This window comes from Candidatus Cybelea sp. (assembly GCA_036489315.1).
GTDB lineage: Bacteria > Vulcanimicrobiota > Vulcanimicrobiia > Vulcanimicrobiales > Vulcanimicrobiaceae > Cybelea.
On the sequence record DASXFZ010000010.1, the window covers coordinates 177,163 to 195,701 of the forward strand.

Consider the following 18,539-nt stretch of genomic DNA (forward strand, 5'->3'; position numbering starts at 1 on the left):
ATCATCGAGCTTCAATCGCGCTTGAGAACCAGGGTCAGCATCGCCGGCGTCAATCCAATCTTCGTAAACTCGTAAAGATCGATCGATTCCACCGTGATGCCTTGCCGGCTCATCTGCGCGAGCGCCGTGCGGTACCGGATATCGGCCAGCACGTGCCGCTCGTCCAAACAGAGAACGCCCGCGGCGTTCTCTTCGCCGCGCTCGAGTACGATCGTCTTGCACCCTTCGAAGGCCGCCGGATCCGCCGAATCCCCACCGATGACGATCGTGTCGTTCGCAATCGCGGCCGCGACGCTCCGTAACGCCCCGACGCCCGGAGCGAGATTCACCTTGAGGACGCGATAGCCGTGGGCCGCAGCCAGCCGTGCAAAGCCTTCGCGGCCGACGTCGTTTCCACGCGAGCCGGCGCCCACGAAAGCCGTCTCGCCCGCCAAAATCACGTCATTGCCGTCGAGCAGACCGGGCCCGGAAATGTGCCCGGCGATCGGCACGTCGATGCGCGCGAACTCGGACTGCATTCGGTCCGCCTCGGCTCGTCGCGACATCGCACTCGGGCGCATGAGCACGACGCCGTCGCGCAGCGCTACCGCGGCGTCGCCGGCACTAATCTCGTAGGCGTCGCGGCCGTGCGATTCAAACGAGATCGTCTCAACGCCGAAGTACTCGAGCGTCGAGCGCAGTACGTCGTGCTGTTCGCAGGCTCGCTCGTAGATCGCGCCGGGTTCTCCGGCGAGCGGACGGGCGCCCTCGATCGCCGCACTGGGGCGAACCAAAACCGCGCTGCGCAACGGGCCCGTAGGATTCTCCACGAGGCGTGGGCCGAAACCGACTTTGCCGTGCGCGCTCATCGGACCTGATACGCTTGCGGAACCGGGACGCCGGTGAACAACGGCGCCAAATCGGAGGCCAACAGGTCGGCCAGGCTCAGCGGCGGCAAACCGAAGATCTCCTCCTCGGTCTTCACGACGCTCGCGACGCTGAGGTGATCTTCGGCGACGAACCCGCGGCGCGCGAGCGGCGAAACGACGAGCGCATAGCTGCGCATCGCGTTGACGTGGTCGGTGGGCGACTCGATGGCCGCCGGGACGACGAAGAGGGCCGTCGAGCTCCAGTGCGGCGTATGTGAAATGAAATCGACGATCTTGCCGAGGGCGTGATCGGCGTCGCCGACGTCGGCGGCGGTAGCGCCGCTCGGCAGCGAGACGTAGGTAAAGTTGGGCATTCGATCGGCCTCCACGTAACGCTGCATGTCGCGCACGAACTCGTCGGCGCGCGTTGAATCGGTCACTTTGGGATTATAACCGGGATAGTCGAGATCCACGTTGCCCGCCAGCGCCCCCAGCGCCGGAACATCGTAGTGATAGAGGGATCCGTCATATCCCGAAAGGCGCATGAGCCCCCCGTAGTCGCGATAGGTCAGGCCGGCCCGCGCCATCGCGTTGAACAGGTATCCGGTGCGGCCGTAGTCCTCGGGGTCGTCGCCGTGGTCTTGCAGGGGTGAGCGCGCCGCCCCGGCGGCGTCGACGAGCTGTTGATAGAGCGTAGCATCGGAAGCCGTCGCCACCTGTTTGGCGACGTTAGGGTCGGCGTCGGAGGCATAAAAGTTGTCGGCCAGCGCATAGCTTCGCGCCAACTGGTGAAGATTGGGCGTCGTGCTCTCCGGATAGAGGCTCAAGGCTGCGTCGCCGTTGCCGTGCGCGCTGCCCGAATCGTCTTTGAGATCGCCGAGCATCGCGTCGTACGCGCGGTCCCCGACGGCGATGTAGACGACGTGATCGATGACTTCGCTGCGCTTGTTCGAGCGCAGCGGCGGAATGACCGGATCGAACTTTGCGACGCTCGGCGTCCGGTTGTAGCGCAGCGCGGCGAGCGTTGCCTTGACCAGCGACGTGTGCTTGAGATCGATTCGCTGCAGGACGCCCCAGCCGTCGACGCCTTTCGCGCTGGCGACGTAGAGATAGCGCCCGTTGCTCGAGAGTGCGATCGCACTCGGATACCACGCCGTCGGGATGAGGCCGTAGCGGTAACGAGTCGTTCGTTTCGCGTCGAGCACCGCGACGGAGTTGAGCCCGGCAAGCGCCACGAAGAGTCGCTTTCCGTCGGGACTGAGCGCTTCGGCGCTGGGTTGCGCGCCGTACGGCGCGCCGGGATAGAGCCGCAGGTCGAGCCCGCGTACGACGCGCGGGGCCCCGCGCAGGCTGACCACCGCAACGCGATCGATATTTGAGAGCGCAACGTAAGCGAGCCGCCCGTCTCGGCTCAAGGTGATCGCTCCCGGCGAGGCGCCGCCGACGATCTGCGTACCGTCCGGAGCGGGATCCATCGGCACGGTTGCCGGGTCGGCAATTGCGTTCCCCGCCGAAAGCTCCGAAACCGAAAGCGTCGACGACTTCGCCGAATCGAAGGCCGGCGCCGCGAACTGCGGCTCCGGCTGCGGCGTGGGCAGCGCACGATACGCCGAGAGCCCGCTGCTGCTGGAAATTACGACGCAGCGGCCGGCGACGACGTAGAGCGGCGCGTCGCCGACCGGAATCGGCCGCACGACCGAACGCGTCGACAAATCGATCTCGACGACCGCATTAGCGACGTTGTCGGCAACGTACGCGTCGCGACCGTCGCCGGAAACCGAGATCTCCGCGGGCAGCGCGTGCGCCGAAAGGGCGATCGACGTCTCGGGTGTCAGCGTTCCGGCGGCGTCGAGATCGAAGACGCGCACCGCACTCGTTGCCGCATCGGAGGCAAGCACGATCGTGCGCATCGGGTCCTTCGGATCGCGTGCGGTGGCCACTCCCATGAAGAACGTCGCGGACGGATCCCGATACACGCTTGCCGGTCGCATCGTCTGCACGTTGATGACGGTAAGCGACGGGCCCGTGACCAGGCCAGCCTGGGCGGCCGAGGCCGGTCCGGCAAACGCGCTGCCCGCATTGGAGAGAATGGCGTACCGTCCTTCCGGCGAAAGCGCCATTCCAAAGGTGCCGGTTCCGACGAAGACGCTCGTCCCGGCCGGTGCGGCGATTCTTCCATTGGGAAGAATAGCATCGGTGGGATGCACACGATCGGCTCCGGCTGGCCGGACGCCGGCCGGCGCCGAATACACGATAAGGGGAGCGGGTCGGGCTGCACCTAAGAGGACGGCCGCTAACAAAGCCGCTGGAAATTGCCTAAACGACACGGGAGGTAAACCATTACCATTGCAGGCCGTCAGTACCCTGCCGTTTTAGCGGTGGCCACCGCCGTCCCGCCGTACGCGCTGGGGCAGGCTGAGGTAATTCGCCGTATCGATCTCGCGCTCGGCCCTCGTTCGCGAGAAATCGTGCGGCTGCTCCCGATGTTCGGCAACACGGGCATCGATCGCCGCTATTCGTCGGTACCGATCGAGTGGTACGAAGATCTCCACGATTGGCCCGACCGTAATAGCGTCTACCTCGATTCGGCGCTCGATCTGCTGGAACGGGCGACGCGCGAGGCGCTCGCCCGCGCGCAGCGCAGCGCGGAGGAAATCGACTCGATCGTCGTCGTCTCGACGACGGGCATCGCGACGCCGAGTCTCGACGCACTGTTGATGGAGCGGATGAAGTTGCGCCGCACGACTCGGCGGCTGCCGATTTTCGGGCTCGGCTGCGCGGGCGGCGTCATCGGCCTGGAGCGCGCGGCGACGATCGCCGGCGCAAACCCGCGCTCGCTCGTCCTGTTCCTCGTCGTCGAGCTCTGCACGCTCTGCTTTAGGCGCGACGACTTTTCTAAGAGCAACATCGTCGCGACCGCGCTCTTCGGAGACGGCGCGGCCGCGGCACTGCTCGAGTGCGGCGGCGAGGGGCCGGCCGTCGTCGGCGGCGGCGAGTTCACCTGGCCCGATTCGCTCGACGTCATGGGCTGGGACGTTACCGGCGAGGGGCTCAAGGCAATCTTCTCGCGGGACATCCCCGAACTCGTCACCACGAAGCTCAACGAGGTGGCAGCGTCGTTCTTGGAGGAACATTCGTTGGCGCTTTCCGACATCGACCGCTTCGTCTGCCACCCCGGCGGCGCGAAAGTGCTCGATGCGCTCGAAGTCGCCTTCGAAATCGATGCAACGCGGCTGACGGAGTCGCGCGAGGTGTTGCGCGACTACGGCAACATGTCGGCGGCGACCGTGATGTTCGTCCTCGAGCGAACGCTCGCGTCGAAGGAACCGTGGCGACGCGCGCTGGTCAGCGCGCTCGGGCCCGGATTTACCGCCGGTTTCACGCTCCTCGAAAACCGCTCATCTTTGTCATCCTGAGCTTGTCGAAGGATTGTCGAAGGACAGGTGAGCGTTCTCTACATCGTTCTCGGGCTGGTCGTGCTGCAGCGGCTCGCCGAGCTGCTCTTTGCGGCACGAAATACGCGCCGGCTGCTGGCGCGCGGCGGCGTCGAAATCGGCGCGTATCAATACCCCTTCTTCATCCTGCTGCACGGCGCATGGCTCGTCAGCATGGCCCTGCTGATCCCGCCCTGGCGCGCGCCGAACTGGACGCTGCTGGCGGTATACCTGCTGCTGCAGCCGCTGCGCGTCTGGGCCATCGCGAGCCTCGGGCCATACTGGACGACGCGAATCATCACGGTGCCCGGCGAGCCGCTCGTCCGGCGCGGCGCGTACCGCTTTTTTCGTCATCCCAACTACATCGCGGTCTGTGCGGAGATCGCGGTTCTGCCGCTGGCATTCGGGGCCGTCGAGATCGCGATCGTCTTCTCCGTTCTCAACGCGTCGCTGCTGTCGTGGCGCATTCGCATCGAGGAGCGGGCGCTGCTTATGAGACGCGGTCGATAACGTCTTCGCCTTCGAGCTTCGCCGGCGTGCGCCGCGCGACGCCGTCTTCGATCGCGGCAGTGGCAACGGCTTTCGCCACTGCGTCGACGACGCGAACGTCGAAGACGCTGGGGATCACGTATTCGGCGCTGATCTCCTCTTCGGTGACGATCTCGGCGATCGCGAAGGCGGCCGCCAGCTTCATGCGTTCGGTGATCCGCCGCGCGCGCACGTCGAGCGCGCCGCGGAAGATGCCCGGGAAGGCCAGCAAGTTGTTGACTTGATTGGGGAAATCCGACCGGCCGGTGGCGATGACCGCGGCGACCGGCCCGGCGACGTCGGGCATGATCTCCGGCGTTGGGTTCGCCATCGCGAAGACGATCGGATCGCGCCCCATGTTTGCGATGTGCTCGGGTTGGAGAATGCCCGGAGCAGAGACGCCGATGAAAACGTCGGTTCCTTCGAGGACCTCACGCAGCGTCCCGCGCCGGTTCTCGCGGTTGCAGTTCTCGGCCAGCCACCGCCAGTGCGGATTCTCGTAGCGGTCGGTGCGGTTGAGCGCGCCGCCGCGGTCGACCGGGATGACGTCGCGAACTCCGGCGCTCAGCAGCATCTTGATCGTCGCGGTTCCTGCGGCACCGCTGCCCGAGACGACGACTTGCAGATCCTCGAGCCGCTTGCCGACCACGCGCGCCGCGTTGATCAGCGCCGCGAGGATGACGACGGCCGTTCCGTGCTGGTCGTCGTGCATCACGGGAATATCCAAGGCTTCGATCAGGCGATCCTCGACCTCGAAGCAGCGAGGAGCGCTGATATCTTCGAGATTGATGCCGCCGAAGACGGGCGCGATGCGCACGACGGTCTCGACGATCTCGTCGACGTTCTTTGTGTCGAGGCAGATCGGGAAGGCGTCGATATCGGCAAACTGCTTGAAGAGCATCGCCTTGCCTTCCATCACCGGAAGCGCGCCGAGCGGCCCGATATCACCCAAGCCGAGCACCGCCGTGCCGTCGGTGACGACCGCAACCGAGTTGCGCTTGACCGTCAGCTGAAAGGCTTTACTGGGATCGGCGGCGATCGCCATCGAGACGCGCGCGACGCCGGGCGTGTAAACCGTCGAAAGATCCTGACGCGTTTTGATCGAGATCTTCGAGTCGACGCGAATCTTGCCGCCGATGTGCGCGAGAAAGGTCGAATCGGCAGCGAAGATAATGCGCGCGCCGTCGACCGCCTCGATAGCCTTGCGGACGTCGCTCGCTACCGCATCGGAGGCGACCCCGATCGTCACGTCACGCACGACGCGCGACCGCCCAACGGTGTGCATGTCGACCGCGTTGATCGCTCCACCTGCATCCCCGATCGTGTTGGCGAGCACCCCGAACGAACCGGGCTCGTTCGGCATCTCGATCCGCAAGACGAGCGTAAGCGAAATCGCTGGTTGCGTCATCTCACGTAGCCCTCGTCATCTCACTTAGCCCTCGAAGCATTGCGGGCACGTGCGATGCCTCAGTTCCCGCTGACCGTTAGTTCGGATATGCGGAAGGAAGGCGAGACGACGGCCGAGTCCCAGCGCAGATCGCTGGCGATCGCGTCGATGTGCTCGAGCATCTCGGTGTACTGTCCGGCAACGGTAAACTCGTCGATCGGATACGCCAGCTCTCCGTTTTCGATGAAGAATCCGCGCGCGCCGCGGCTGTACGTACCCGAGGCGTGTTCGGTCGCGAAGCCGATCGTATCGAGCACGAGAACGCCCAGCGGCGTCGCCGCGATCAGTTCGGGAAGCGACATCGTCCCCGGTTCGACATAGAAGTTGTTCGGCCCGATGCCGCCGCCGGTCGAGTTGCCCGTGCTTGTGGTGCCGAGCTTACGCGCATAGTAGGTGTCGTAGAGGAACGTGCGCAGCACGCCGTTTTCGAAGACCGGCGTTCGCCGCGTGGGAACCCCTTCACCGTCGAAGGGCGAGCTTCCGAGTTTGCCGGGAAGGCCGCCGTCATCCACGATCGTTACCAGCCCGCTGCCGACGCGGCTTCCGACCCGTTCGGTGAGCCAGGAGTTGTTAATTGCCACGTTCGCGGCCGAGACGGCGGCGAAGATGTCGTCGAGGAATGCCGCCGCGACGTCGCGCTCGAAGATCACCGGCACGCGCATCGTCTGCGGCTTGCGCGCGCCAAAAAGGTCGACCGCGCGCCGCACCGCCGTCGTCGCGACGGCCGTCGGAGGCTCGAGCTCGCCGAGATAACGCCCCGCCGTACCGTAGTGAGCGATCCGCTTCACGCCTCCGTCCAGCGCGACGGGACCGGTCGAGCGCCCAGCGCGCGTCCAAGAATAGGCGCCGGCAAAACCGGAGGTATTGGCAATCGCCGTCACGGCGACTGCGTCGCTATAGTTGGAGCCGCTTGAGTTGACGACGCGCGTATCGGCTTCGCGAATCAAACGCTCCAGCTTCATCGCGTCGTCGACCTTCTCGCCGCCCGCCCGATCGGCGATGCGATCGTCGAAGAGTGCGAGATCGACGCTGCTCTGCGCGACCGTCTCGGCCAGACCCGCAAACTCGTCGACCGCGACGTGCGCGGCCTGCGCGACCGCGCGGCGGATGGCGTCGTTCATCCCTTCGGCCGAGAAATCCGAGGTCGAGAGCGTCGCTTTGCGCCCTTCGCAGAAGATCCGCATGAAGAGGCTCTTGCCGGTCGAGCCCTCGAGTTTTGAGATCGCCCGTTCCCGCGCTTCGGCGTGAAAGCGCCGCGCGACGGAGACCGAGGCCTCGGCGCTCTGCGCTCCCGCCGCTTGAGCGAGCTTGAGGGCTTCGCAGGCCAACTCGACCGCGCCGGCCTCATTCATGCTGGGTACCGCCCACGGTGATCGAGGCGATCTTGACGGTCGGCATGCCGACACCCACCGGCACGTACTGACCGCCCTTGCCGCAGGTGTAGTGCCCGCGAGCCAAGCGGCTGTCATTGCCGACGGCCACGACCTTCATCATCGCGTCGGGACCGTTGCCGATAATCGTCGCATTTCGCACCGGAGCCGTGATCTTGCCCTTCTCGACGAGATAGCCCTCGCCAACCATAAAAACGAAGTCCCCTTTCGCGATCTCGACCTGGCCGCCGGCAAAGGACTTGGCGTAGATGCCGCGCTGTGTTGACGCGACGATCTCTTCGACGCTCGACTCGCCGTTAGGCATGTAGGTGTTGCACATGCGCGGCTGCGGGGCGAAGCGGAAGGATTGGCGGCGCCCGCTTCCGGTAGATTGCACGCCCATCAGGCGCGCGTTGAGTGTGTCTTGCATATAACCACGGAGCACGCCGTTTTCGACCAGAACCTTGTGTTGCCCCGGGACGCCCTCGTCGTCGACGTTGACGCTGCCCCGCTCTTCTTTGAGATTACCGTCGTCGTAGATCGTTACGAGCTCGCTTGCGACTTGCTCCCCCACGCGCCCGCTATAGAGCGAGGTGCCGCGCCGATTGAAGTCGCTTTCGAGGCCGTGGCCGACCGCTTCGTGAAGGAGCACGCCGCCGCCGCCTGCGCCGACGATCATCTCCATCTCTCCAGCCGGAGCCGGCGCCGCGCAGAGGTTGACGATCGCCATGCGAGCCGCTTCTTCTGCAAGATCCTCGGGTCTCTGCAGGTCGAAGTACGAAATCGAGGTTCGTCCGCCGTCGCCGACGTAGCCCGAGCTGCGCTCCTGTTTGTCGGTCGCCACCGCTTGAACACCCAGCGTAATGAGCGGCCGGTGATCGCGCACCATCCGGCCCTCGCTCGTCGCGATCCAGACCTCTTGGCTCTCGTCGAACACCTGCGCGTTAACCGCGACGATACGCGGGTCGTAGCCGCGCGCCTTTACGTCCGCACGCTTGAGCAGCCCCGCGTAGAGCGCCGCATCGACCGGCGTGACGAGATCGCCGTCGTAGAGCGAGGGGACGCTCTCGATTCGCAGATCGACCGCCGCCGCCTTACCCGACGGCGCCGTCCGGGCGATCAGCGCGGCGGCGTCCGCAGCCTCGAGCAGCGCGTTGTCGCTCAGGTCGTCGGAGCATGCGAAACCGGCCGACTCTCCCATGACGACTCGAATCCCGACACCGAGCGTCACGCCGTAAGAAGAATCGTGGATTCGGCCGTCTTGAAGCCGGTAGGTCACGGTACGCCGCCGCTCGCAGAAAACGTCGGCATATTCGCCGCCGTGCTGCAGTGCGCGATCGAGCAATCGAGAGAGAAGGGCTTCGTCGAACAAATTCACTCCTAAGCGGCCTTACCGGCCATTCAAAACTCGACCAAACGGTCGATGGCTCGAACGATCGACGCGTCGGGATCGGCGGGCGAGCCGTCGATCAAAAACGCGAATGCGACTCGGCCGTGGTGCGTCGTATTTGCATAACCGGCAAGGGACGAGACATCGGAAAGGTGCCCACTCTTGGCCCGTACCCGGCCAAGAGCCGAGGTAAAGTCGTAATCGGCGAGCGTTCCTTGCCTCCCTCCAAGCGGCAGCAAATGATAGAGCGATGCCTCCTGGGCCAGGAGCAGCCGGCCGATGGTAATCGCCGCGACCCGATTGCTCGGCGAGAGACCGCTGCCGTCGAAAAGCCGTAGTCCGGGAGCCGGAATTCCCATCCGTCCAAGGAACCGCCGCTCGGCCGCGACGCCGCCGGCATCGTCGGGCTGTCCGCCCGTCCCGCCGACCGTGCGCAGGAGCTCTTCTGCGTAGTGATTGTCCGAAACGTAGAGCATGTGGGATTCGAGCGCGGTCAGCGGCGCGGACTTGTGATCCCAGAGAACGATGCTGCCCAGCGGCGCGGCCCCAAGCCCCGGCGGGTCGGCCGAGGCGATACCGCGCGCCGCGAGGAGCGCCTTCGTCTGCCCCGCCACGTAGCGTGAGACGTCGGTCATCGGCGTCCAGACGTCCTGTTCGACGCCGCCCACGGCTTCGTGCGACTCGATCGTGTCACCGTCGAGTGAAATCGCACTGGTCGGTGCCGCGTAGTCCTGGCCGTCGTCATCGAGACCCCAATGCGGGTTGCGGCCCGGACCGGTTTGCGCGGTCGCATCGACGACGACGGCGCCGTTGATGCGATGCACGCCGCCGCGGGAGAGCATCGCGATACCGTTGCGGAGATCGGTACTGCGCAGCGATGGATCGCCTGAGCCCACGAGCCACAGGTTTCCGTCCAACGTGCCGGCGGTTGGCGTCGCATCGGCGGTAAAGATCGTATGGAAGCGATACTTCGGGCCGAGCGCGTCGAGCGCGCTGGCCGCGACGATCAGCTTCTGAACCGAGGCCGGCGCGACCGCGCGACCCGAGGAATCGTCGTAGATGAGGCGTCCGTCGCTGCCCAGGACCGCCAGGCTCCACTGGTGGGCTCCGGCGAGTGCCGGTGCGAAGGCGTCGTGCAGCGCCGTGGTGAGCGCGAAGCGCTGCCGGTTCGTCCACGGCGGCGAAAAGGCCGCGCGGGCGACGCTCCTGGGAGGGTGCAGTGGAGGAGTCGCAGCGATGCTGCGCCCCGCGCCCCTGCTGTGACCGTCATTCCACAACCATATCGCCAAGGTAGCGAGCGTAACGAGCCCGAGAAAGGCGAAAACCCGGCGCTTACGGACGAGCGAGCGCTTCGATCTTCTCCTGTAGCCTACGCTGGTCTTCACGTAACTCATCGAGGTCCTCGCGCAGCCCCGTGACTTGCGCCGGAACTTTTTCCGCCTTTCGAATTCTCATCGCCGCTTCCATTGCGTCACGGCGCATGCGTCCGTCGACCGCTTCTACAGCGAGACGGTCGAGCGCCGGCAAAAGCCGCGCGTCCCCAAGCGATTCGGCGGCGGCGACTGCCTCCAGTGCCACCAAGAAACCGGAATCGTCGAGAAGCACTTCGAGTTCGTCGGCAACGCGTTTGCGCCCCTCTTCGACCAGCGCGCCCGCCCGTCCTAACGCGACGACCGCCGCTCGGCGCAATCCTTCGGCGTGTTCCGAACGCGCGGCATCGGCGAGGATCGGTATCGCGCGCGCGTCGGCCAGCTCGGCCAGCCCAAGCGCCGCACCGGCCTCAACCGTTCCGTTCCAGGTCGTCTCCTTTACCGCAGCGGCGAGCACGTCGAACGCACGCGGATCGCGCGTACGGCCCAGCGACGTCAGCGCGGATGCGCGCACGAAATAGGACGGATGCTCGCGCGCGGTCTCGATCAGTGCGCTCGCAACCGCCGGCTCGCGAAAGTTCCCCAGCGCGGCCGCGACCGCACGAACGACCTTCGCGTGCGGGTGCCCTAACGCCCCAATCAGCAGCGTCGATGTCCACGGTGCCCGCGTGGCGCCGGCCGCCGATGCCGTCTCCGCAAGCACGCCCCAAAACGGTTCCTCCTCAAACGCCTGCTCGATTGCCGCGCGGGCGACGCGCCCGCCGTCCGGCGCGAGCTCGCGCGCCGCCCGAATGCGCGCGATGACGTCGGGATCGGCGCGCAGTGCCGCCGCCGCGAACTCCGCCCCCATCCGGTAGCGAATGTCGGCCAACAGCGACGAGCCCGGATCGAAGCGCACGAGTTTCGGCTCGAAATCGAGATGCACCGCCACGGTCTCGTGCCGGCGCTCGACGTGCGCGCGCACGCGCCTTTCGCCCGCGACCGGCTCTCGCGCGCCTCCTTTGTGCAGCGTGGAGGCGTCCGGCGCGAAGCCGATCTCTACGTCAAAGTTGTACGGCGGATGCCGCTCGTCGATGGCCTGCTCTTGATCGATCGTCAGCGTCGCGACGCGGCGCTGCGCATCCCAGCTGACGCCGACGTGCAGCGTCGGATAGCCTTCGCGGTAGACCCACTGGCTGAAGAAGCCGCGCATGTTGCGCCCGGTCGCAGCCTCGATCGCGCGCACGAGATCGATCGTTTCCACGCTTCGTTGTGCGTTATCGTTTGCGTACCGCGCGATCGCGCGCCAGAAACGAGCATCGCCGAGCTCGCCCCGCAGCATGTGCAAGACCGCCGCACCTTTCTGGTAGAGATGCCGGTCGAATATCTCGATCGGATCGCGATAAACGTTGCACACGATCGGGCGCCGGTACCGGGACGCGTCTTCGCGCTGATATGCCAGGACGAAATGGTAGATATTGTACAGATATTCGTCGGCGCCGAGATCGGCTTCGCGCCAGACCGCCTCCATGAACGTCGCGAACCCTTCATTGAGCCATGCGTGCGCCCAGTCGCGGCAGGTCATCAGGTCGCCGAACCACTGGTGTGCGAGCTCGTGCGAGACGAGCGGATCGCTCGAGAAGTCGATGTGCGCGGTCTCGTCGTGGAGCGTCCGGTCCGTCTGCGTGGTCGCGCTCGTATTCTCCATGCCGCCAAAGATGAAGTCGGAGACCGCGATCTGCGAGTAGCGCTGGTACGGATACGCAACGCCGATCTTCTCCTCGAAGTGTTCGATCATCTTGGGCGTGTTGGCGAAGGCGCGCTCACCGTCGCTTTCGCGGCCCGGCAGAACGTAATAATAGACGGGCACGCCGTTGCGGCCGGCCTTGCCCTGCTCCACCTCGACAAACGGTCCCGCGACCATCGTCACCAGATAAGTGCTGTGCGGTACGTCCTGCCGGTACCGAAAGATCGTGCGCTTGTCCTCGTCTCGCCGTTCCACCAGCTCGCCGTTGCCCAGCGCAAACATTCCTTTCGGCACGACGATCGTCGTTGTCGTGCGCTGCTTCTCGTCCGGGTAGTCCAAGCATGGAAACCAGTACCGCGCGTACTGATCCTGGCTCTGCGTCCAGACGTGCGCCACCTTTTCCGGGTGGCCGGCGGTCGGGTTGATGAAGAACACGCCGTGGCGCGGCCTCGCTGCGCGGTAGGTCACCGCAAAGCCGGCCCGCTCTCCCGCCGGAATCGGCTTCTCGAAGACGATCTCGAGCTTGCCGTCGCGCGCGCTGAAACTCGCCGAGGGTTCGACGCGCGAAACCTCGAGGTCGACGGCATCGAGCGTCAAGCGCGAAACCGGCTCGTCGAGTGCGCGGACGGTGAGCGTGCAGACGCCGTCGAGCGACTCCGTTTCGAAGTCGGGGGTGACGTGTAAGTCGATCTGTTCGACCTCGACGATCTTGTCGGGTCCGAAATGCGGACGTGCACCGGGCAAGGCAAAAGCCTGAAGTTCGTTCCGCTCGTCCGACGCCATGGAAGCCGTGCTTACGAGCCGAGCGTACGTTTGTCCTGGGATTATTCCGCGGCCGTTTGCAGACCGCCGCTGACTTCGATGACGGTGCCGGTGACGAAATCGCGTTCCTGCGCGATGAAGAATCGCACGGCGTCCGCGACGTCTTCGTAGCTTCCCGGGCGCCCGCGCGGATTTTTCGCGGTTTGGAGCATCGCTTGCGCGCGGTCGAGTTCCTTCTTGCGAATATCGCCCGGCGCGACGATGTTGATGGTAACGCCGTGGGGCGCCTCTTCCAGTGCGAGGCTCCGGGCCAACGCGACCAGCGCGCTCTTGGCCGCTTGATAGAGCGAGAGACTGCGGAAGGGATGCGTGTGCGCCGAGCCGAGCATCCCAAAGAGCACGATGCGCCCGAAGCGCTGCGCGCGCATTGCCGGCAGCGTCGCGCGCACGGCCAGCACTGCGCTGAGCACGTTTCCGTCGAAGGCCTCGCGGTACTCCTCGAGCGTGGCCTGCGCGAAGCGCTTGACGACGAGCGGACCGACCGCGTGTACGAGCGTGTCGAAAGGCCCGTCGCGCCGCACCGCTTCCTCGAGCAGCGCCTCCACGCGCTCGGCCTCGTCGAGAAAATCGACCGCGAACGCCGACGCGCTCGCGCCGGCCGCGCGTATCGTCGCGAGCGTGGCATCGGGCGGCGTCGTGCGATAGGTGATCGCAACGTGCGCGAAACCCTGAGAGGGCAGCGTCGCGGCGATACCGGCCGCGAGGCCGGCCGCTCCCCCCGTTACGAGAGCGCGGCGATCGCTACGATCGCGCAGCGCCGCTCATCCGCGAACGAAGTTCCACGCTAGGTCGAAGTTGATCCCCGAGGCCGTGATGCCGGTCACCCGCACGTGGTGCGGGCCTTTGGCGAGTTTCCACGGTGCGTCGAAGGCAAACGACGACGGATTGTTCTGGCGCAGCGTTGCCGTGACTTGGTTTCCGTCGATCCAGACGCGCAGCCGCGCCATCGTCACCGGCCGGTCGAACGCGAAACGAATCGTCGGATACGAACTAGAGATCGTCCCGGTCGGCGAGGTCGACACCAGATAGGGCGGACGCCCGGGTCGCGGCGGGGGCGGCGGTCGCCGCGCAGGCGGCGGTCCGGGCGCGTAGCCCCCGCCTCCTCCACCGGCGATCGTTACCGTGCTCGTCTGGTCGTTCCAGTTGACCGACGCGCCCAACGCCTGCGAAATGAAGCGCAGCGGCACGAACGTCGTCGCTCCGACGATAAACGGCGCGACGTCGAGCGTCGAGGGCTGGCCGGCGACCGTCGCTTGCGTCGAACCGATCGTCAGCGAGACGGTGCGGCCATGCGCGGTTGCATTAATCTGTCCGTTGGAATAGACGACGGTCGCGCCGAGTTGTTCGAAGATGCCGCGAAGCGGGACGAAGACGCGGCCCGCGCGTTCGATCGGCGGCTGCGTGAAGTTCATCGTCTGACCGTTGACGATGACCGTTACGCTCTGCGCCTGCGCGACGGTGGTGCAGGCCACGGCCGCGAGCGCAAAGGCGAACCCAAAGAATCTCTTCATGCGACCTCTCTACCCGCGCTTGCTCGCCGTTAAAACTCGCCCCGGCGAAAGGCCGGGGCGAAGGACTAGGCGGGTGCTCGTTCCAGCGGCTTCATCTCGGCCGCAATCGCGCGCTGGTCGGCGCGCCGTTCGAAGTATCCGATCCACGAGTCGTAGATCATCGGGACGAGGAAGAGCGTCAGCACGAGCGAGCTCAAGAGGCCGCCGATGATGACGGTACCCATCGCTTGCCGCCACTCGCCGCCTTCGGCGTAACCGAGCGCCAGCGGCAGCATGCCGAAGATCATCGCCGCGGTCGTCATGATGATCGGCCGGAAGCGGGTCGCGGCGGCCTGCAGCACGGCGTCGTGCACCCGCATCCCGCGTCCGACGAGCGTGTTCGAGTAGTCGACGAGCAGAATTCCGTTTTTTGCAACCAGGCCGAAGAGCATCACGATACCGAGCATCGAGATGATGTTGAGCGACTGGCCTTGCTCGGGCTGCAGGCGGCCCATCAGCGCAAGAAAGATCAGCGCGCCGATGATCGCGAGCGGCACCGAGAACATGACGATCAGCGGCTCGAGGAACGAACCGTATAAGATCACCATCAGGATGTAGACGAGCATGAACGAGGTGACCAGCGCAATGCCCATGTTCGTGAACGTCTCTTCCATGAACTGGGAGTTACCCTGCGATTTCAGGCCGACGCCTTGCGGGAGGAAGCCCGGCGTCTGCAGCTTCTTCTGCAACGGTCCGACGATCTGACCCAGCGAGTAGCCCGGAAGCACGTCGCCGTACACGTTGACCACGCGCTGCCGATTGAGGCGCTCGATCTTCGTCGGTGCGGTCGTCCAGGTGAAATCCGCCACGTCGCCGATCGGCACGAGGCCGCCGTCGTTCGTGCGCACCTTGACGTTCTTGAGCGCTTCGTCGGTCTGCCGATCGGCCGAGGGGAATTGCACGCGCACGTCGACGAGACCCGTCGGCGTTCGTACTTTCGTTGCGACGGCACCGTCGACCGCGATGCGCGCGACCGTCGCGACGTCGGACGGATTGATACCGAGCAACTCGCACTTCTGGCGATCGACGTCGACGTTCATCCGCGGCGCGCCGTTCTCGGCACTCGTTTGAACGTTGACGGCCCCCGGCATCCCCCGTAAAAACTGCGCGACTTTTTCGGCCGCCGGGCCGATTGCGTCATCGGAACCGGTCAGCGAGTAGTAGATCGCCGGCCCGTTGCCGTTGTCGCCGGCAACGTTGAAATCGCCGCCCGGCACGAGGTATCCGAGCTTGCGAATGAGCTTGATCGTCTTGTTGGTGTCTTTGATGTGGCCGTCGGCCATCGTCGCGTTGAGCTGCGCGTAGTTGCCGCCCGAGACGCTGCTCCAGCCGGCCGGCTTGCGACCCGTCGTCGCGCTGACCGATTTGATTCCGGGAAGCTTGAGGATCGCGTCTTCGAGTTTGGAGACGTGTCCGTTGGTTGCCGAGATCGGCGTTCCGGCCGGATAGGTCACGGTCATGTCGATCTCACCATTTTGCTGCGCGGGCATGAAGTCGAAGCTGACCGAACCCAGCGGCAGCATCAGGAGCACGAGCACGACCGGTAAAACGAAGGTGGCGAGCGTCGTCCCGCGACTGGTTCCAAGGGAGCGCAGGAATTTGGCGGGTGGCAAGTTCTTACCCGGCAGACGTGCGCCGAGCCGAGCGCGCATGAGCGCGCCGATGCCATGCGCGATTCCGCAGACGGCGAGCAGTACCACGCCCATGACGACCGTCGCCATCCCTCCGCCGGCGACGAGCGTGAGCGACATGAGGAGCAGCGCGAGGCAGACGTAGACGACGAAGGCGCCGTGCCGCAGCGCGAAAGGCAACAGCTTCACGCGATAAAGCTGCAGAATCGATTCGTAGCGGTGCACGAAGGCATTGAGCAGCAGCAGCGCGGCAACGAAGATGCCGATCGCGTTCAGGATGAACCAGCCGGTGAACGTGCCGATGGCGAAGAGCCCGGCGGCCACGATCAACAGCGCGACGTCAACGCGACGGTCGTCGAGCGCGTGCAGCCACTTCGGAATCGCCTCGGACCGGTTGAGCACGCTCCACTTGGCGGCGAGCAGCGGCGTGAGCGTAAAGGAAACGAAGAGCGAGAAGAGCGTCGCGGTTACGACGACCGCGCCGTACTCGCGCAGATACGAACCGACGATCCCCGACATGAAGGCGATTGGCAGAAAGACGACGACGTCGACCATCGTAATCGCCACCGCGGCGCCGCCGATCTCGGTGCGTCCCGTGATCGCGGCCGTCATGGCGTCGAGCCCCAGGTCTCGATGCCGAGTGATATTCTCCAAGACGACGATCGAATCGTCGACCAAGATACCGATGATCAGCGAGAGGCCCATCATCGACATCGAGTCGATGTGGAAGCCGAAGAGGCGCATGACGATGAACGTCGAGAGAATCGAGGTTGGAATCGCCAAGAAGACGACGACCGCGTTGCGCCAGGCGTGCAGGAAGAGCAGCATGACAATGGCCGTGAGGATGATACCCTCGATCAGCGACTGTCCGACGCCGGTCAGCATCTTCGAGGTGTAGTCGGCCGGCGCGTCGATTTCGTGGAAGTCTAGCTGCGGGAACTGCGCCTCCATCTTCTTCATCTCGGCGCGCAGGGTCTGCGTCGTCTTGATCTGGTCGGCGTCGAGCGTCGGGTTGATCTCCATGTAGACGCGCGGATGGCCGTTATAGGAGGAGATGCTGCGCATTTCGATGTGGCTGTCGTAGGCGTTGGCCACGTCGCCGATCTTGAGGGATTTGACCGGGAACTGCAGCACGCTCAGCGGCGAGAGCGGGATCGCGAGCAGGTCGGTCGCCTTCTCCACGTAGTCGTGGATCGCAACGCTGCCCTCACGCGTCGGCTGCGTCATGATGCCGCCCGGCACGTTGAGGTTGTTGATCTGAACGGCGCTAAAGATGTCTTCGAGGGTCGCGTTGGTTCCGTCGAGCTTGACCGGATCGGGCTCGACGTGAAACTCGCGGTCGGCCGAGCCCCGCACGTCCACCGATTGGACGTTGGGAATCTGTTCTATCAGCGGAACGATCTGGCTGTTGAGGAGATCGGCGATCTGCGGCTGGCTGAGCGTCTTGGAACTGACCGCCACGTCGAGCAGCGGCGGCTCGGATTGGCCGGCCTTCGTTACTACGGGCGGATCGAGGTCGGTCGGCATGTACACGCGCGCGACGTCGGCGCGGCGCTGCACGTCGACGGCGGCTAGGTTGAGATCCGTCCCCATCTTAAACTGAACGACGACGACCGCCGAGCCTTCTTGTGCATTCGCGGTGATCTCGTCAAGATTGTCGATGCCGGCCATCTGATCTTCGATCGGCTTGATGACCATGCGCTCCATGTCTTGCGGAGACGCGCCGGGGTAGCTCGCCGCGACCACGACGATCGGAAAGTCGGTATTCGGCGGACTTGAGCTGCGGCCGAGTTGGAGGAACGAGATTACGCCAAAGATTACCAGCGCGCCAAAAACCGCGATGGTAATTGTCGGGCGGGTAAGGGCAAAACGCGTCAACCACATACTGCGTGTTCCATTGCTGCCTAGCTTTACGCCGAAAGCCTCGCGACTGTTTCAGGGGATTCGACGGACGTCGCCTCTTTCATATTATCCTCGGCATCCTACTGGAGAAGTCTGAAAGGCGGGACAAAAGTGGGGCGCCCGACATCAAAAAATCTCAAATCGCCCAGGCGAGAGCCTCCTCGCTTCGCCGGCCGCGTTAGCCGCTCGACCCCTCCGTCGCCATTGGCGGGCTCTCGATGGACCAAGGCCACGCCGGGACCGAGATTTTCAAGCAGGCATATTCGAATATATTCGTGGGCTCGCCCGAAATGTTGCATTTCACACGCGACCCTTCAGGCAGCGTGACGGGCTTTACCGTCGGCGTCGAGCGTGCGCAGGGCGTACGCTTCCAGCGCTGCGCATTGGCATATCGGTGAATATCACACCTACGACTTGCTGCTTTTATCTGCCGTGGCAGGCGCAAGACCTGGGACTCCCGAGACCACTTTCAACCGCGAATCTGCGCAAGACTGGACTCCAACCCGCACGCCCAGGTTACC

At 65.0% G+C, this 18,539-nt stretch carries 12 protein-coding genes; 2 read left to right on the forward strand and 10 right to left on the reverse strand.

Annotated elements, in window-relative coordinates:
• Positions 1–11 precede the first annotated feature (11 nt).
• Positions 12–848, reverse strand: coding sequence for a hypothetical protein (locus VGG51_02580; GenBank protein ID HEY1881912.1), 837 nt, complete (start codon positions 846–848; stop codon positions 12–14).
• Positions 845–3,055 carry a bifunctional YncE family protein/alkaline phosphatase family protein gene (locus VGG51_02585; GenBank protein ID HEY1881913.1) on the reverse strand — a complete coding sequence of 737 codons (2,211 nt, stop codon included), beginning with the start codon at positions 3,053–3,055 and terminating at the stop codon, positions 845–847. Before VGG51_02585 ends, VGG51_02580 begins: the two co-directional genes overlap by 4 nt.
• Before the next feature lie 171 nt (positions 3,056–3,226).
• Between VGG51_02585 and VGG51_02590 the strand changes: the two genes are divergently transcribed.
• A complete protein-coding gene (locus tag VGG51_02590) occupies positions 3,227–4,264 on the forward strand; it encodes a 3-oxoacyl-[acyl-carrier-protein] synthase III C-terminal domain-containing protein (GenBank protein ID HEY1881914.1) in 1,038 nt (345 codons plus the stop codon).
• A 27-nt stretch (positions 4,265–4,291) separates the two neighbouring features.
• Positions 4,292–4,792 carry an isoprenylcysteine carboxylmethyltransferase family protein gene (locus tag VGG51_02595; protein HEY1881915.1) on the forward strand — a complete coding sequence of 167 codons (501 nt, stop codon included), beginning with the start codon at positions 4,292–4,294 and terminating at the stop codon, positions 4,790–4,792.
• Here the strand turns inward: VGG51_02595 and VGG51_02600 are convergent.
• From VGG51_02600 to VGG51_02635, 8 genes are all read right to left on the reverse strand, one after another.
• A complete protein-coding gene (locus VGG51_02600; protein ID HEY1881916.1) occupies positions 4,773–6,218 on the reverse strand; it encodes an NAD-dependent malic enzyme in 1,446 nt (481 codons plus the stop codon). The genes VGG51_02595 and VGG51_02600 overlap by 20 nt on opposite strands.
• A 59-nt stretch (positions 6,219–6,277) precedes the next feature.
• Entirely contained in the window at positions 6,278–7,609 is a 1,332-nt protein-coding gene (locus tag VGG51_02605) for a TldD/PmbA family protein (GenBank protein ID HEY1881917.1), read from the reverse strand.
• Positions 7,602–9,005: a metallopeptidase TldD-related protein gene (locus VGG51_02610; GenBank protein ID HEY1881918.1), complete on the reverse strand. Its 1,404-nt coding sequence runs from the start codon at positions 9,003–9,005 to the stop codon at positions 7,602–7,604. Before VGG51_02610 ends, VGG51_02605 begins: the two co-directional genes overlap by 8 nt.
• Positions 9,006–9,028: 23 nt before the next feature.
• A complete protein-coding gene (locus VGG51_02615; GenBank protein ID HEY1881919.1) occupies positions 9,029–10,306 on the reverse strand; it encodes a D-alanyl-D-alanine carboxypeptidase in 1,278 nt (425 codons plus the stop codon).
• A gap of 43 nt (positions 10,307–10,349) precedes the next feature.
• Positions 10,350–12,857, reverse strand: coding sequence for a M1 family metallopeptidase (locus tag VGG51_02620; GenBank protein ID HEY1881920.1), 2,508 nt, complete (start codon positions 12,855–12,857; stop codon positions 10,350–10,352).
• A gap of 80 nt (positions 12,858–12,937) precedes the next feature.
• Entirely contained in the window at positions 12,938–13,690 is a 753-nt protein-coding gene (locus VGG51_02625; protein HEY1881921.1) for an SDR family oxidoreductase, read from the reverse strand.
• A 6-nt stretch (positions 13,691–13,696) separates the two neighbouring features.
• Positions 13,697–14,446: a copper amine oxidase N-terminal domain-containing protein gene (locus VGG51_02630; protein ID HEY1881922.1), complete on the reverse strand. Its 750-nt coding sequence runs from the start codon at positions 14,444–14,446 to the stop codon at positions 13,697–13,699.
• Between the two features lie 65 nt (positions 14,447–14,511).
• Positions 14,512–18,000 carry an efflux RND transporter permease subunit gene (locus tag VGG51_02635; GenBank protein ID HEY1881923.1) on the reverse strand — a complete coding sequence of 1,163 codons (3,489 nt, stop codon included), beginning with the start codon at positions 17,998–18,000 and terminating at the stop codon, positions 14,512–14,514.
• Between the last annotated feature and the right edge of the window lie 539 nt (positions 18,001–18,539).

Bases quoted from the DNA above. Each gene is read 5' to 3' on its own strand.
- VGG51_02580 (HEY1881912.1), bottom strand. From the start codon at position 848: ATGAGCGCGCACGGCAAAGTCGGTTTCGGCCCACGCCTCGTGGAGAAT.
- VGG51_02600 (HEY1881916.1), bottom strand. From the start codon at position 6,218: ATGACGCAACCAGCGATTTCGCTTACGCTCGTCTTGCGGATCGAGATG.
- VGG51_02605 (HEY1881917.1), bottom strand. From the start codon at position 7,609: ATGAATGAGGCCGGCGCGGTCGAGTTGGCCTGCGAAGCCCTCAAGCTC.
- VGG51_02630 (HEY1881922.1), bottom strand. From the start codon at position 14,446: ATGAAGAGATTCTTTGGGTTCGCCTTTGCGCTCGCGGCCGTGGCCTGC.
- VGG51_02635 (HEY1881923.1), bottom strand. From the start codon at position 18,000: ATGTGGTTGACGCGTTTTGCCCTTACCCGCCCGACAATTACCATCGCG.